We start from the raw sequence: 13,904 nt of genomic DNA on the forward strand, positions 1-13,904 counted from the left end.
TTTAGCGTTGTGCACCCATGGTTTCGACAAAGCCGGCGATGCGCTGGCAGGCGTCCTTGAGCACCTCGTCGGCGACGGTGAAGGAGATCCGCACAAAGCCCTCGGCGCTGGCGCCAAAGGCTTGGGCGTCGAGCACCGAGACGCCGGTGGCACGGAACAGCTGCCAGGCGAAATCCATGCTCGACAGCCCGGTACGACGCACGTCCACCAGCATGAACATCCCGGCTTCCGGCTCGCGGCAATCGAGCAGTTGCACTGGCTTGAGTCCGGCCACCACCAGGTCGCGGCGCCGGCGATAGACTTCGCGGGCACTGCCGATCACTTCTTCATCCAGCTCCAGGGCCTTGAGCGCGGCTTCCTGGATAAACCCGGGCAGGCCGTAGAGCATGCACAGCAGCAGGTTGTCCAGGTGCCCGACCAGGGCGGGCGGGGCGATTACCCAGCCCACGCGCCAGCCAGTCATGGCGTGGGTTTTCGACAGGCTGTTGAGGATCACCGTGCGTTCGGCCATGCCTGGCATTGAGGCGATGCTCAGGTGTTCGCGGTCATAGGTCAGTTGCCCGTAGACCTCATCGGAGATCACCCATAGGTCGTGCTTGCGCGCCACTTCGGCCACCGCTTCCAGCTCCTCGCGGCTGTAGACGTTGCCGGTGGGGTTGCACGGGGTAGCCAGGGCGATGCCCCGGGTCTTGTCGGTGAGCGCGGCTTCCAGCGCGGCGGCGGTCAGGCGAAAGCCGTTGGCCGCCGGCTGCTGGACGCAGGCGATCTGCGCACCGGAGGCATGCACGCAGGCCTCGTAGGTCAGGTACATGGGCTCGGGCACCAGCACTTCGTCGCCACTGCCGAACAGGCACAGGCAGGTGGCGAACAGGCCGTTCTGCGCACCGGCCACCAGGGCCACGTTGTCGGCGCTGACGTCGATGCCCAGCAGGCGCCGCTGCTTGGCGGCAATCGCCTCACGCAGGGCCGGGCGGCCGAGGACGTGGGTGTAGTGGGTGTCGCCTTGCTCCAGGGCGGCGCTGGCGGCGGCGCTGATGCGTTCGTCGGTGGCGAAGTCCGGATCACCGACGCTGAGGACGATCACATCCTCGCCACGCCCGCGGGCCTCGATGGCCGCGTAGTGGATGTCCCAGGCGCTGACGGATTCGCCGCTGATGCGCTGAACGAAAGGTGAGTAACGCATGCTGTTCTCCTCACGGGCGTGGTTGCCCGCGCAATAAATGGGTTCAGGCCTGACGCTGGGGCCGCTGATGCTGCGAGGCGTTGCCCAGGCGTGCGCACAGGTGTTCGATGACAAAGGCCAGGACGATGTAGATCAGCGCCACCGCCAGCAGCGGTTCGTAGACCTTCAGGGTCTGGGCCCGCACCAGGTTGGCCGCGCCCAGCAGGTCGGTGACCGCCACGGTGGACGCCAATGCGGTGGCCTTGAGCAGCAGCACGCATTCCCCCACCAGGGTCGGGCGCACCAGCTCCAGGGCCCGGGGCAGCCAGACCCGGCGCAAGGTCAGCCAGTAGCCCATGCCATAGGCGCGGGCGGCTTCCAGTTCGCCGCGGGGCACGGCCCGCAGGCCGCCGCGCAGCACTTCACCGACATAGGCGCCGACGCTCAGGGTCAGGGCCAGGGCCACGTACCAGAAGCCTTCGCGCAGGTAGGGCCAGAGAAAGCTGCCGCGGATCGGCGGGTAGGCGGCGAACAGGCTGCCGACCCCGTAATAGAGGATGTAGATCTGCACCAGCAGCGGCGTGCCGCGAAACACACTGATGTAGAACTGCATGGGCGCGCGCAGCAGTGGGTTGCGCGACACCCGGCCCAGGCCCACCACCACCGCCAGGGCAAAGCCGCAGACCCCGCTCAGCAGCAGGAGCTTGAGGGTGATGCCCAGGCCGCGCAGCAGCTCGGCGGAAAAACCGTTGATCCAGGAAAAGTCCATCCGAGCCTCCTAGTGCTGGGGCAGCCAGCGGTTGGTGCGACGTTCGAGCACACGGAACAGGCTGCCGGACACCAGGGTGATGACGAAATAGAAGGCCGCGACCGCCAGGTAGAACACCAGGTAATGCTTGGTGGAACCGGCCGCCTGTTTGCCTACCGAAAGCAGTTCGCTGTAGCCGACGATACTGATCAGCGCGCTGTCCTTGACCAGCACCAGCCACAGGTTCGACAGCCCGGCCATGGCGTAGGGCAGCATGCTCGGCAGCAGGATGCGCCGCACCAGCAGCCAGCGCTCGATGCCGTAGGCCCGTGCCGCTTCGATCTGGCCGTGGGGGATGGCCTGGATCGCGCCACGGATGATCTCCGCCGAATAGGCGCCCTGGACAATCCCCAGCACCAGTACCGCCGCGATAAAGCCGTTGACCGTGACACTCGGCCGGTCCATGGCCGCCATGGCCATGTTCAACAGGTCGGTGCCGGCGTAGTACAGCAGCAGGATCAGCAGCAGCTCGGGCATGGCCCGGTACAAGGTGGTGTAGACGTTGGCCAGTTTCACCAGCCAGCGCGGGCCCTTGAGCTTGATCATCGCCACCAGCAGGCCGATGCCCAGGCCGAGGACGAAGGCCCCGGCGGAAATCTGCAGGGACACCAGCGCGCCCTGGGCCAGGGCACCGAGCCAGCCGTCGGCGACGAACAGTTGGGAAAGGTCGGACAGAGAAATCATGACGTATCCAGTCAACGCCGGCGGCCCGCGCAAACGGGCGCGCCGGACGGCTTAGTTGGCAGAGATGTCGACGCTGAAGTAGCGGCTGCGGATCTTGTCGTAGGTGCCATCGGCCTTGAGCGAGGCCAGGGCGCTGTTGATCCGCTGCTGCAGGGCGCTGTCACCTTTGCGCAGGCCGACGCCGATACCGGAACCGAACAGCGGGTCTTTCGGCGCCAGGCCCTTGTCCGCGAGGCCAGCACCGGTGGCGGTCTTGAGGATCGGCTCGATGGTCAGCGCGTCGGCCAGCATCACGTCGATTCGCCCGCTCTGCAGGTCGGCGATCATGTCGTCCTGAGTGGTGTAGTAGCGCAGGGTCGAGGTCTTGCCGTAGTAGGTCTTGGCGAAGGTGGCGTTAGAGGTCGAGCCCTGCACGCCGATCAGCTTGCCCTTGAGGCCCTCGGGCGTGGTGACCAGTTCCAGGCTCTGGTCGGCGACCCACATGGCTGGGGTCTGGTAGTAGGGCGCGGAGAAATCGATGACCTTCTCCCGTTCCTCGGTGATGCTCAGGGAGTTGAGGATGGCGTCGATCTGGCTCGATTGCAGGGCCGGAATCAGCCCGTCCCAGGCCACTTCCTTGAGCGGGCACTGGGCCTGCATGCGCTCGCACAGGGCCTTGATCAGCTCCGGTTCGAAGCCGCTCCAGTCGCCGTTGCCGCTTTTCATCGAGAACGGCGGGTAGGGTTCCAGGGCGATGCCGAAGACGATCTTGTCGGCGGCCACGGCGTGGCTGGCCAATGCACTGAACAGGCAACCGGTGGCGAGCACCTTGAGCAGGTTTTTCATGGCTTTACCCTTTATCGAAGTTGTTGTTTTCAAGGATTGAAGCGGGACGTCAGACGCGGTTTTCCTGGGCCATGACGAATTGCCGGCAGCGTTCGCTGACCGGGTTGAGGAACACTTGCTGCGGTGGGCCTTCCTCTTCCACCAGCCCCTGGTGGAGGAACATCACCTTGCTCGACACATCGCGGGCGAAGGCCATTTCGTGGGTCACCAGGATCATGGTGCGGCCTTCCTCGGCGATGCCCTGGATGACCTTGAGCACTTCGCCCACCAGTTCCGGGTCCAGGGCCGAGGTCGGTTCGTCCATCAACAGCACCTGGGGGCGCATGGCCAGGGCCCGGGCGATGGCCACCCGTTGTTGCTGGCCGCCGGAGAGAAAGGACGGGAAGGCGTCGCGCTTGTTGGCCAGGCCGACCTTTTCCAGCAGGTGCTCGGCGTGGGCGATGGCGTCTTTGCGGTCTTCACCGAGGACATACACCGGCGCCTCGATGACGTTTTCCAGCACGCTGCGATGGGGCCACAGGTTGAAGCTCTGGAACACCATGCTCAATTGCGTGCGCAGGCGCGCCACCTGGGCCGGGTCGGCGACCTGCGGGTTGCCGGCGCGATCGGTCTTCAGACGCACTTCCTCGCCATTGATGCGCAAGCTGCCGCTGCAGGGAATTTCCAACAGGTTGATGCAGCGCAGCAGGGTGCTTTTGCCCGAGCCGCTGGAGCCGATCAGCGACACCACTTCACCTTCATTGGCGCGCAGGGCAATGCCCTTGAGCACGTGGTGATCGGCGTAGCTCTTGTGCAGATCATCGATCGCCACCACGGGATTGATGGAGTTGGGCTGCGATTGCAAGGGTCGACCCTCTTGTTATTGTGCGATGGCCGGGCAGTACCCGGCACAGGGTAGGGCTGGAGAATTAGCCATCGATGGCCTGGGGTCAATCGAGCATTTTTAGCCCGATGCGGTAATTTTTTTCAGCAGTCGGGGATTTTTTCAGCGACGGACAAGGCTATTGCCGGGCCGCGATTGCCGTTATGGTGCTGGCACTCGTTTTTTTGCAGTCGAGGCCTGATCGGTATGCGTTATCCCTCCATGACCGCCCTGCGCGCGCTGGACGCGGTGGCCCGCCTGGGCAGTGTCGCCGAAGCCGCCAATGAGCTGAACCTGACCCCCAGCGCCATCAGTCACCAGATCAAGAGCCTGGAGCAGACCCTGGGTTTTGCCCTGACCGAGCGCCAGGGCCGCAGCATTCGCATCACCTACCAGGGCGAGCGCTATGCCCGGGACATTCACCTGCTGCTGGCCAATATCCTCGAGGCCGGCCAGCGCTCCGACGGCCAGCAGGTCAGCGGGCGGCTGTGCATCAGCAGCCCGCCGGGGTTCGCCACCTATTGGCTGTGCACCCATATCGCCGAGTTCCAGGCGCTGTATCCCCAGGTCGAGTTGCAGCTGGTTTCACCGCGCACGCCAGGCGACACCAGCGACAGCAGCGTCGATCTGTTTGTCGCCTACGGCATGGGCGACTGGCCCAACCAGCATGTGCAGAAGATTGTCTCCCTGCGCTATTTCCCGGTGTGCAGCCCGAGCCTGGTCAATGCCATGGGCGGTCTGAAAACGCTCGACAGCCTGGACCATGCCTTGCTCCTGCACATGATCGACTACTCCGACTGGCGGGTCTGGCTGGCGGCGGCCGGGGCGCCGAATGTCGATGTGCGTCGGGGCATCGTGTTCGCCGACGCGCATTTCGTGCAGTCGGCCTGTATTGCCGGCCAGGGCATTGCCATGGGCGACAACCTGATCAGCGGCGAGGCACTGGCCAGGGGGCAGTTGGTGCAGCCCTTTGATACCGAGATCGAATCCAACCGCGGCTACTACCTGGTGGCTGATCTGCTCAAGGCCGAGCGCCCGGTGGTGCTGGCCTTCAGCGAGTGGGTCAAGTCGCAGTTGCAGGGCATCACCCGCCTGCACCCGGAACCCCGGCGCAATGGCAAAGCGTGAATTTTATTGAGCAATCGCGGCGATTTTTTTCGATTGTTGCCCCGCGGGTGCAGCGACTAATGTCCCTCGACATCAGCCGGGCGCAGGGTGTCGTCCGGACGCATAAGAACAAGAGGAGTAGTCGATGACCACCTGTGCCCAGTCCCTGGTTCGTTTGCTGGAAGGTTATGGCGTGGACACGGTGTTCGGGATTCCCGGCGTGCACACCGTCGAGCTGTATCGCGGCCTGCACGGCAGCCGCCTGCGTCATGTCAGCCCGCGGCACGAACAGGGCGCCGGGTTCATGGCCGACGGCTACGCCCGGGCCAGCGGCAAGCCCGGGGTGTGCTTCATCATCACCGGCCCGGGCATGACCAACATCCTCACCGCCATGGGCCAGGCCTACGCCGATTCGGTGCCGATGCTGGTGATTTCCACAGTCAACCGTCGCGAGCACCTGCGCCTGGGCCATGGTCATTTGCATGAGCTGCCGGACCAGCGGGCGATGGTCGCCGGGGTCTGTGCCTTCAGCCACACCCTGCAAGCGCCAGCCGAACTGCCCGAACTGCTGGCCCGGGCCTTTGCCGTGTTCAAGTGCGCGCGGCCACGGCCGGTGCACATCGAGATTCCCCTGGATGTGCTGGAGATGCCCGCCGCTGACCTCAACCTGATGCCCCGCAGCCTGCCCGGTGCGCCGGCGCCTGCCGGGGCTTCGATCGAGGCGGCCGCGACCTTGCTCAACAGTGCCCACCGGCCGCTGATCCTGGCCGGCGGCGGCGCCCGGGGTTGCGCCGATGTCCTGCGGCAATTGGCCGAACGCCTGCAAGCGCCGGTGGCCTTGACCACCAACGCCCGCGGTTTGCTGCCTTGTGCTCACCCTCTGTTGCTTGACGGCGTACAGTCCTCGGCCCATGGCCGGGCATTGATCGACGAGGCCGACGTGGTGCTGGCCGTGGGCACCGAACTGGGGGAAACCGACTACGACTTCTTCGGCCTGGGGCCGCTGCGTTTCAAGGGCTCGCTGATCCGCCTGGACATCGACCCGATGCAGGTCATGGGCGTGCAACGGGCCCATGTCGGCCTGGTGGGCGATGCCCTGGAAGGCTTGCAGGCTTTGCTGGGCAAAGTGGTGCAACCCAGCTCGCGCGGTCGTTGGGCCGTGGACAGCGTGCAGCGGGTCAACCAGGCCGAACGCGCTGGCTGGACGCCCAAGCAACAAGGCCTGCAAGGCTTGCTCGATCTACTGCGCGACACCCTGGACAGCCCGATCCTGGTGGGCGACTCGACCCAGCCGGTGTACCAGGGCGCCTGCGGCTACCAGGCCCCGGCCCCAGCCAGCTGGTTCAATGCCGGCAGTGGCTACGGCACTCTGGGCTACGGACTGCCGGCAGCCATGGGGGCCAAGCTGGCACGGCCGGAGTGTCCGGTGGTGGCGCTGGTGGGGGACGGCGGCTTGCAGTTCGCCAGCAGCGAACTGATTGCCGCCAAGGAAGCGCAGATCGGCGTGATCCTGCTGGTGTGGAACAACCAGTGCTATGGCGAGATCCGCGACTACATGCAGGCCCGGGACATCGCCCCGCTGGGGGTGGACATCCTCACCCCGAACTTCCAGGCCATGGCCCAGAGCTTCCACGTGGCGCACCATCGCGCCGACACGCCAGGGCAACTGCAGGAGCTGTTGCAGACCCTGAAGGACACCCGGCAGCCGGTGATGATCGAGGTCGACGCACGGGCCTATCTGGCCCTGGACTGATGCCCCGGCCGGTTCGGCACCCGGGCTGACAAGGAGCGGGCCTTCAAGGCACAAGGTGGGTTACATTGGCCGCGCTCGCCAGGACGCACCTTGTCACTTGAGGATTCAGGGATGAACTGTATTTTCTGCCAGATCGTCGCCGGCACCCTGCCGGCGGCCGTGGTCTACCGTGATGAACACTGCATGGCCTTCATGGACGTGCACCCGTTGGGGCAAGGGCATGTGCTGCTGATTCCCCAGTCTCATGTGGAAAAGCTCGAGCAACTGCCCGGCTTCGTCCGCCAGCACCTGTACCAGGTGTTTGACGGCCTGCTGGCCGCCCAGCGGCGTGCCGGCTTCGGCGTTGAAGGCACTCATCTGCTGGTCAACGATGGCCGGGCCACCAACCAGCACATTCCCCATGCCCATCTGCACCTGATCCCGCGCAAGCGTGGCGACGGCCTGGGGTTTGCCGGGCGCTTGCTGCTGCATTTCACTGGGATCTTTGGGCGGCGCGCCAAGCTGGAGGTCCTGCAGCAGCAGGCTGCCAGCATCGCCGAGCAGGTGCGCGTGCCCTGGGTCAGTGAAACCCCGGTGGGTAACCGCTGATATGCATCGCCGCCGTGCGCCGGTGCTTGAGTAGGCGGGGCACCCATACCTGCGGTCCCGGGGCATGGAGGCGCAGTTCTAGGGTGATCAGGGTTGAGGAGTCTTTGTCGTAGGGGCAGCCAAGCCTCGAACACTGCGGCTTGCACCTGTCTCACCGGCAAACCTTGTATCGGGCCGTATCTTAGCGCGGGCTTTATTGCCCCGCTGGCGCCGGGTCGAAGCGGATCGAGTACAGAATCGCCCTCAGGGTGGCGAAGTCCTGAAAGAACCCGACGCTGTCAGCCACCACCTGACGCTGGCCGCTGTCGATCAGCGCCATCAGGCAGGTGCCGCCATAGGCGTGGAAGCCGGTGTCCCCATCGCTGATGCCGCAGGTCTGATAGGCCTGCAGGCCTTTCCAGCCGGGGCCTGACATCTCTTGCACCGGGCTGGGTTCATCCCTTCCGGCGCTGCGCATCCACACGCCGTTTTCCTGATAGAAAAACAAACCTTCGGCGGCCTGTTCCAGGCTGCCCTGCTGCAGGCACAGGTGCAGGGTGTACTCCTCCTGGGGGCGTTTTTTCGGGTGGTCCAGGGTGAGGCAGTTCTGCGCCTGGCCAAGCTTCCAACCTTTGGGGTATTGCAGGCTGAAGCCCTGGCCCTTGAAGCGTGGCGAATCCATGGGCAATACCGGAACTCCGGCTTCCTCGCGCAAGGGTTCGTACAGGCTGGGATCGTTGCGACAGGCAGACAGCGGGCGGGCCTTGGCCTTGTGCAATTGGTCGAGGCGATGTGTCTGTGGATCAGCACTGGCGCTGACGCAGGCACAGCCGTAGCCGTAGTGGTTGTTGGTGCGCACCCATTGCTGGTCGTTGAAGGTGGGCCAGTCGCCCTCGGCCTGATAACCGCCCTGGCTGGCAATTTCCCAGACGCCGTCGCGGTCGGTCAGGGTGGCGTTGGCCGGCGTCGGGTTCTTGAACCAGCCGCAACGGCGTTCGACCTTGGCGGGTGCGGCGAACGCGGGCAGGGCGAATACTGTCAGTAGGGTGCAGAGCATGACGCGCTGAAGCATGGAGCATCCTTGTTCGAGAGGCAGGGCGGGAACAATGGGGCGCCGGTTCAGGCGCGTCAACCCGATAGGGGCGTCGGACTGGCTACGCGGTAGGGCGAGGATGGCGTCAGTCTGCTGGCTGTGCCCTTGTGGCTGACTTAAGTTCTGTGCAGCTAAGGCTCCGACAATTCTGGCCGAAACAGCGGTTGGGAAATGGCGTAATCTCGCGCCTGGTCAACGAGCCGTCCACCCGCCCTGGGGCATGTCATGCAACGGATGCTGTGCAGTGTTTTAAGCCTGACGATCATCCTGTCTTCGCTGGGCGGTTGTACCGCAGCGCCGGTCAGGCCGGCGGTCGAGGGTCCGCAGGTGTATGGCTATACCCTCAATCAGCCACTGAGCCGCGAGCAGGTGCAGCGGCTGACCGACACCGGCAAGCACTTTGTCGGGGCCATCAAGCTGTATCAGCAGGAGTTGCCGGACGGCAGCCAGTTCGGCTTCTACACCAATTACCAGAACTGGCTGGACACGCTGGCCCGCACCAGCCGGGAGTTCCCCGCCGAGAGCGATTGCCTGGCGGCCCAGCAGGCTGACCAGTTGCAGCTCACCACTCTGATCGATGACTTCAACGCCCGTCTGGCCCGCCCGGCGGGAGCGCCGCGTCAGGTGGGGGATGTTTATGCCGCCCAGGCGCTGGACGCCTGTCAGCGTGTCGGTGGCCAGGGGCCTGGAGCACAAGCCTTTCGCTACACCCTCTGGACCACCCTGCAAACCGAGACCGCGGCCCATGAGCGCGACTTCCAGCGCAAGGTCGAGGACCCGCATGCCCAGGCCCGGGGCATCGCGCAGGTGGTGCTCCTGCTGCCCTTTGCCGCCCTGGCCGCGTTCATGGGAGGCGGTTGCACCGATCTGCAGTCGCAGCCCAATGGCGACGGCTACTGCGCCCGGCAGCGCGCAGGCACAGGCAGATAAGGCGCTGGGGTCAATAGCGCCACTTGCGCACCAGATCCTCGCCGTAGCGCTGGCTGAGCAGCGCTTCGGCGCCGTCGTCGTCCTCGTACACCTCGGCCAGGCACAGCAGCATCAGCGCATCCAGGTACTCCTCGGGCGAGTCGAAGAAGCGCGTCAGCGCTGTGCCTGTGTCGTGGTCGAAGTAGTAGACCGCGCCGCTTTCCCGGTGGAAACAGAACAGGTTGCCGTTGCCCAGGTAGTCGCCGAACGCGATCAACTGGTGCGCCAGCGCCAGGTCCAGATCGCTGTCGGGAATATCGACGATGCCGGGGTAGGCTTCCAGCAACGGCTGGATCGGCGTGTGGCCGGGGCCGACGCTGCACAGGACTTCCGCCAGGGACAAGACCCCCAGCTGTCGGTGATAGTCACGCAGCGAGGGCGGCAAGGCGCAGCCCAGGCGCTGCTCCAGGGCCAGCAGGGCTTCCTCGCTGACGGGGGTTAATTCCGGCTCGTTGACGTGGCCTTCCCACAGCGCACCGTAGGCGCCGATGACCGCGAGGTACCAGCTCAGCCGCGCGGCTTGATCGGGCAGGTCCGGCCAGGCCAGGGGCGGGCAGTCGGCAGGGGGCCATTGCTCGGGGGTGGTTTGATCGGTCATGGAGCTTCCTTGCGAGGGTATCGGGAAGGGGAAGGCTTTATCCATGGCTTGAACACATGGGTCAAGCCTGATGAGCGTTGCGGACATTGTTGGCGGCAAGGTGCGGATCTAGCCTGTGGTTTCGATCTTGAATACACAGGGGAGAACCGCCCAATGACCTTGAAACGGGGCGCCATCGATGCCTGGGCGCAGCCGGCCAACGGCCGTGCCCGGGCGCTGTTGCCGGAAGTGGCGCGGTTGTTCGAGAAGTCCGGGTCCGCGCATTTGCTCGACCAGGCCCTGAGCATTGAACACACCGTGGAACAGATGGACCAGGCAGGTGTGGAGAAACTCATGCTGTCGGCCTGGTGCCGGCCCGAGGGCTGGGTGTTCAGCAACGACGAGATTGCGGTTTATACCCGGGCCTTTCCCGAACGTTTCGTCGGCGTGGCCACGGTGGACCTGAGCCGGCCGATGGCGACGGTGGCCGAATTGGAGCGGGCAGTCAAGGAACTGGGCTGCAAGGCCCTGCGCATCGTGCCCTGGTTATGGAAACTGCCGCCCAATCACCGCTGGTATTACCCGCTGTATGTGAAGTGCATCGAATTGGGCATTCCCTTTTGTACCCAGGTTGGTCATACCGGGCCGCTGATGCCGTCGGAAACCGGGCGGCCCGTGCCGTACCTGGACGAGGTGGCCCTGGACTTTCCCGAACTGGTGATTGTCGGCGGGCACATCGGTCATCCCTGGACCGACGAGATGATCGGTCTGGCCTGGAAGCACGACAACATCCACATCGATACCTCCGCCTACCTGCCGGCCTATTACCCTCCGCAGTTGCTGCACTTCATGCGCACGTATGGCCAGGACAAGGTGTTGTTCGGCAGCAACTTCCCCCAGCTGTCACTGAAAAAATGCCTGGAACAGGTGCGCGCCCTGGAACTTCCGCCGGCCATTGCGGACAAATTCCTCCAGGGCAATGCCCGTCGGGTATTCGGTTTGTAGGCGTCGGCAACAGTCGCTCACCAGCCTGGCCCGGGCGCCTGAGCGCCGTTGCCGCGCGCGGCAGCGGTTTTTTTGGTCGGAGGTTTCTTGCTATCGTGGCCTCCCTCTTTCACGGACGAATATCGAGACAGCCCATGGCTAACTCCACCCCGTCACGCCTCGGCAAGATCCTCCAGGGTCTGCTGTTTGTTCTGATCGGCATCGGCCTGTTGGTCATCGCCGGCAACCTCACCCTCGAGCGTCGCGAATTCATCGCCAGTGCCCAGACCGCCGACGGTATCGTCAGCGACCTGAACGCCGGTGGCTCGCACCCCGAGATCGCCTTTACCACCGGCAGCGGTGAGAAAATTTCCTACCCCCAGGGCGGCTTTATCTTCGGTTACCAGAAGGATCAGCCGGTGCGGGTGTACTACCAGCCTGAGCGGCCGGCCAACAGCGCAGTCATCGACGATCCTGCAGCACTCTGGGCCACCCCGGGTGTGCTCGGCCTGATCGGTTTGGTATTTACCCTGGCCGGCCTGGTGGGTGTCATCAGCCAGCGCGGACGAGCCACACAAAGAGCAAAAGGACTTTGACCCCATGAACCTCAGCATTCCGATTCCGGTCAACGAAAGTAAATGGCTGTACCAGACCGCCAGCGGCGGCGGCCTGACCATCGCCCTCGTGGCCGGCGGTGGTGGATCGATCACCCTGCGTTCGCCTCAGGGCAAGGACGTCAGCTATCGCTACGGCGGCCTGGGGGTGGGCGCCGGCTTTGGTGGGCGCCTGCCGCGTTTCGGCAAGGTCAATATCCAGGTCAAGGGCAAGAGCGTCAGTGGTGCCGGTGCGGCGGAGGCTTTTCCCAGCACCGGCAAGGTCTTTGTCAGCGATGCCCTTCGCAGCCGGGACCTGACCGAGGACGACATCACCGGGCCCTGCTTCTATACCGAAGTCGGTGGCGGACTGGTGGTGGGCGGCTCGGCCACGGCCCTGCTGTTCGGCCTGGACCCCAAGCTACTGGCCCTGGCCGCCGTTTTGGGAAGCAACCCGGCGACCATGATGGCTTCGATCAAGGTCAACGAGCAGTTGCTGCGTTCGGCCAAGGGCGCAGTGGTCATGGCGGGCATGAACGTCGGACCACAGGCCGGTGGCGGCATTGCCACCTACATGGGCTACCTGTTCTAGCCTCGCCCTGAGGCGCGCCGGGAATCACAGGCGCGCCAGGCACTCCTGGAGAATATCCAGGCCCTCCTCGAAGATTTCAGGCTCGGTGGTCAAGGGCGCCAGCAGGCGAATGATGTGCCGCGATTTGCCGCTGGGCATCAGCAGCAGCCCGGCCTCCCGAGCACTGCCGAGCAGAGCGCTCAACTGTTCCGGCGCCGGTTCGCCTGCGGCGTTGACCAGCTCGATGCCGCGCATCGCGCCGACTCCGGTCAAGCGGCCCAGATAGGGGCTCAGCCGATCCGCTTTCCAGCTTGCATAACGTTGCACGATCGCCTGTTCCTGACGCTCGCCCCAGGTTTGCAGGTGCTCGTCGGTCATTTCCTCCAGGGTCGCGAGCGCCGCCGCGCAGGCAATCGGGTTGCCCGAGTAGGTGCCGCCCAGGCCGCCCTTGGGCAGCACGTCGAGCAATTCCTTGCGCCCCACCACGGCGCCCAGCGGCACCCCGCCGCCAATGCTCTTGCCCAGCAGGATCAGGTCCGGCTCGATATCCAGCCGTGAGAAGGCGAAACGCTGCCCGGTGCGGCCGAAGCCGGACTGGATCTCATCGGCGATCAGCAAAATGCCATGTTCGTCGCAGAAGCGGCGCAAGACCTGGGCGAAGGTCGCATCCAGGGCCAGGAAGCCGCCTTCGCCCTGCACCGGTTCGAGGATGAAACAGGCCACTTCCTCGACATCGATTTCCACACTGAACAGGCGTTGCATGGCCTTCAGCGCTTCGGCGCAGGTGACGCCGTTGTCGGCGCTGGGGTAGGGCAGGTGGTACACCGGCCCGGGTAGTACTCCGACCTTCTGCTTGTAGGGCGCTACCTTGCCGTTGAGGTTGAGGGTGGCCAGGGTGCGCCCGTGGAATCCGCCGTCGAAGGCGATCACCGCGCTGCGTCCGGTGGCCCCGCGCACAATCTTCAGGGCATTTTCCGCGGCTTCGGCGCCGCTGTTGGTGAGCATGCCGCTGACCGGGTAACGCACCGGGATAAAGGCCGCCAGGCGTTGCATGAACTCGATATAGGGTTGGTGCTGCGCGGCGTTGAAGGCGTAGTGCGTAAGCCGGGTGGCCTGCTGCTGAATGGCCGCGACGATCCGTGGATGGCAATGCCCCAGGTTGAGCACGCCGATACCGCCGACGAAGTCGATGTAGCGTTTGCCGTCGCTGTCCCAGACCTCGGCGTTGCGCCCGTGGCTGAGGCGGATCGGGTGGACGGTGGAAATTGAACGGCTGATGTTCTCGTGGCTCATGGATGCGGGCTCTGGGTGCCGGAAACGAGCCGTTATCTAAGCCGGGGCCGGGGGGC

The 13,904-nt window shown here is 64.9% G+C and carries 15 protein-coding genes; 7 read left to right on the forward strand and 8 right to left on the reverse strand.

Features of this window, described 5'->3' with window-relative positions:
- Position 1 precedes the first annotated feature (1 nt).
- Genes GGI48_RS21375 through GGI48_RS21395 form a run of 5 tightly spaced genes read right to left on the reverse strand, consistent with a single transcriptional unit; the run spans position 2 to position 4,323 of the window.
- Positions 2 to 1,183: a pyridoxal phosphate-dependent aminotransferase gene (locus GGI48_RS21375; protein WP_179599936.1), complete on the reverse strand. Its 1,182-nt coding sequence runs from the start codon at positions 1,181 to 1,183 to the stop codon at positions 2 to 4.
- Positions 1,184 to 1,226: 43 nt separating this feature from the next.
- Positions 1,227 to 1,931, reverse strand: a complete 705-nt coding sequence (locus GGI48_RS21380) for an ABC transporter permease (protein ID WP_016966679.1) — start codon at positions 1,929 to 1,931, stop codon at positions 1,227 to 1,229.
- 9 nt (positions 1,932 to 1,940) lie between these two features.
- Positions 1,941 to 2,654, reverse strand: coding sequence for an ABC transporter permease (locus GGI48_RS21385; protein WP_047305985.1), 714 nt, complete (start codon positions 2,652 to 2,654; stop codon positions 1,941 to 1,943).
- 51 nt (positions 2,655 to 2,705) lie between these two features.
- Positions 2,706 to 3,479 carry a transporter substrate-binding domain-containing protein gene (locus tag GGI48_RS21390; protein ID WP_016966680.1) on the reverse strand — a complete coding sequence of 258 codons (774 nt, stop codon included), beginning with the start codon at positions 3,477 to 3,479 and terminating at the stop codon, positions 2,706 to 2,708.
- A gap of 49 nt (positions 3,480 to 3,528) precedes the next feature.
- Complete coding sequence (locus tag GGI48_RS21395; protein WP_179599938.1) at positions 3,529 to 4,323, reverse strand: ABC transporter ATP-binding protein; 795 nt, start codon at positions 4,321 to 4,323, stop codon at positions 3,529 to 3,531.
- A 225-nt stretch (positions 4,324 to 4,548) separates the two neighbouring features.
- Between GGI48_RS21395 and GGI48_RS21400 the strand changes: the two genes are divergently transcribed.
- The 3 genes from GGI48_RS21400 (at position 4,549) to GGI48_RS21410 (ending at position 7,789) form a co-directional block, all read left to right on the forward strand.
- A complete protein-coding gene (locus tag GGI48_RS21400) occupies positions 4,549 to 5,469 on the forward strand; it encodes a LysR substrate-binding domain-containing protein (RefSeq protein WP_042941776.1) in 921 nt (306 codons plus the stop codon).
- A 124-nt stretch (positions 5,470 to 5,593) separates the two neighbouring features.
- A complete protein-coding gene (locus tag GGI48_RS21405; protein ID WP_179599940.1) occupies positions 5,594 to 7,201 on the forward strand; it encodes a 5-guanidino-2-oxopentanoate decarboxylase in 1,608 nt (535 codons plus the stop codon).
- 111 nt (positions 7,202 to 7,312) lie between these two features.
- Entirely contained in the window at positions 7,313 to 7,789 is a 477-nt protein-coding gene (locus GGI48_RS21410; RefSeq protein ID WP_016966684.1) for an HIT family protein, read from the forward strand.
- Positions 7,790 to 7,982: 193 nt separating this feature from the next.
- On the opposite strand, the gene GGI48_RS21415 is transcribed toward GGI48_RS21410, so the two are convergent.
- Complete coding sequence (locus tag GGI48_RS21415; protein ID WP_179599941.1) at positions 7,983 to 8,840, reverse strand: DUF4087 domain-containing protein; 858 nt, start codon at positions 8,838 to 8,840, stop codon at positions 7,983 to 7,985.
- A gap of 246 nt (positions 8,841 to 9,086) precedes the next feature.
- Here GGI48_RS21415 and GGI48_RS21420 point away from each other — a divergent pair, with 246 nt between their 5' ends.
- Positions 9,087 to 9,791 carry a hypothetical protein gene (locus GGI48_RS21420; RefSeq protein WP_179599943.1) on the forward strand — a complete coding sequence of 235 codons (705 nt, stop codon included), beginning with the start codon at positions 9,087 to 9,089 and terminating at the stop codon, positions 9,789 to 9,791.
- A gap of 10 nt (positions 9,792 to 9,801) precedes the next feature.
- Here the strand turns inward: GGI48_RS21420 and GGI48_RS21425 are convergent, their stop codons facing one another.
- Positions 9,802 to 10,428: an SMI1/KNR4 family protein gene (locus GGI48_RS21425; RefSeq protein WP_179599945.1), complete on the reverse strand. Its 627-nt coding sequence runs from the start codon at positions 10,426 to 10,428 to the stop codon at positions 9,802 to 9,804.
- Positions 10,429 to 10,581: 153 nt separating this feature from the next.
- Between GGI48_RS21425 and GGI48_RS21430 the strand changes: the two genes are divergently transcribed.
- The 3 genes from GGI48_RS21430 to GGI48_RS21440 all read left to right on the forward strand — a co-directional run bounded on the left by GGI48_RS21430 (position 10,582) and on the right by GGI48_RS21440 (position 12,576).
- Positions 10,582 to 11,412 carry an amidohydrolase family protein gene (locus GGI48_RS21430; protein ID WP_179599947.1) on the forward strand — a complete coding sequence of 277 codons (831 nt, stop codon included), beginning with the start codon at positions 10,582 to 10,584 and terminating at the stop codon, positions 11,410 to 11,412.
- A 134-nt stretch (positions 11,413 to 11,546) separates the two neighbouring features.
- On the forward strand, positions 11,547 to 11,987 hold the full coding sequence (locus GGI48_RS21435) for a DUF3592 domain-containing protein (protein WP_179599949.1): 441 nt from the start codon (positions 11,547 to 11,549) through the stop codon (positions 11,985 to 11,987).
- Between the two features lie 4 nt (positions 11,988 to 11,991).
- A complete protein-coding gene (locus GGI48_RS21440; protein ID WP_016968364.1) occupies positions 11,992 to 12,576 on the forward strand; it encodes a hypothetical protein in 585 nt (194 codons plus the stop codon).
- Positions 12,577 to 12,600: 24 nt separating this feature from the next.
- Here GGI48_RS21440 and GGI48_RS21445 read toward each other — a convergent pair whose 3' ends face one another.
- The gene (locus GGI48_RS21445; protein ID WP_179599951.1) at positions 12,601 to 13,848 is read right to left on the reverse strand and encodes an aspartate aminotransferase family protein; all 1,248 of its coding nucleotides are present in this window, start codon (positions 13,846 to 13,848) and stop codon (positions 12,601 to 12,603) included.
- Positions 13,849 to 13,904 lie beyond the last annotated feature (56 nt).

The sequence above is a fragment of the Pseudomonas protegens genome, assembly GCF_013407925.2.
GTDB classification, from domain to species: Bacteria; Pseudomonadota; Gammaproteobacteria; order Pseudomonadales; family Pseudomonadaceae; genus Aquipseudomonas; species Aquipseudomonas fluorescens_AP.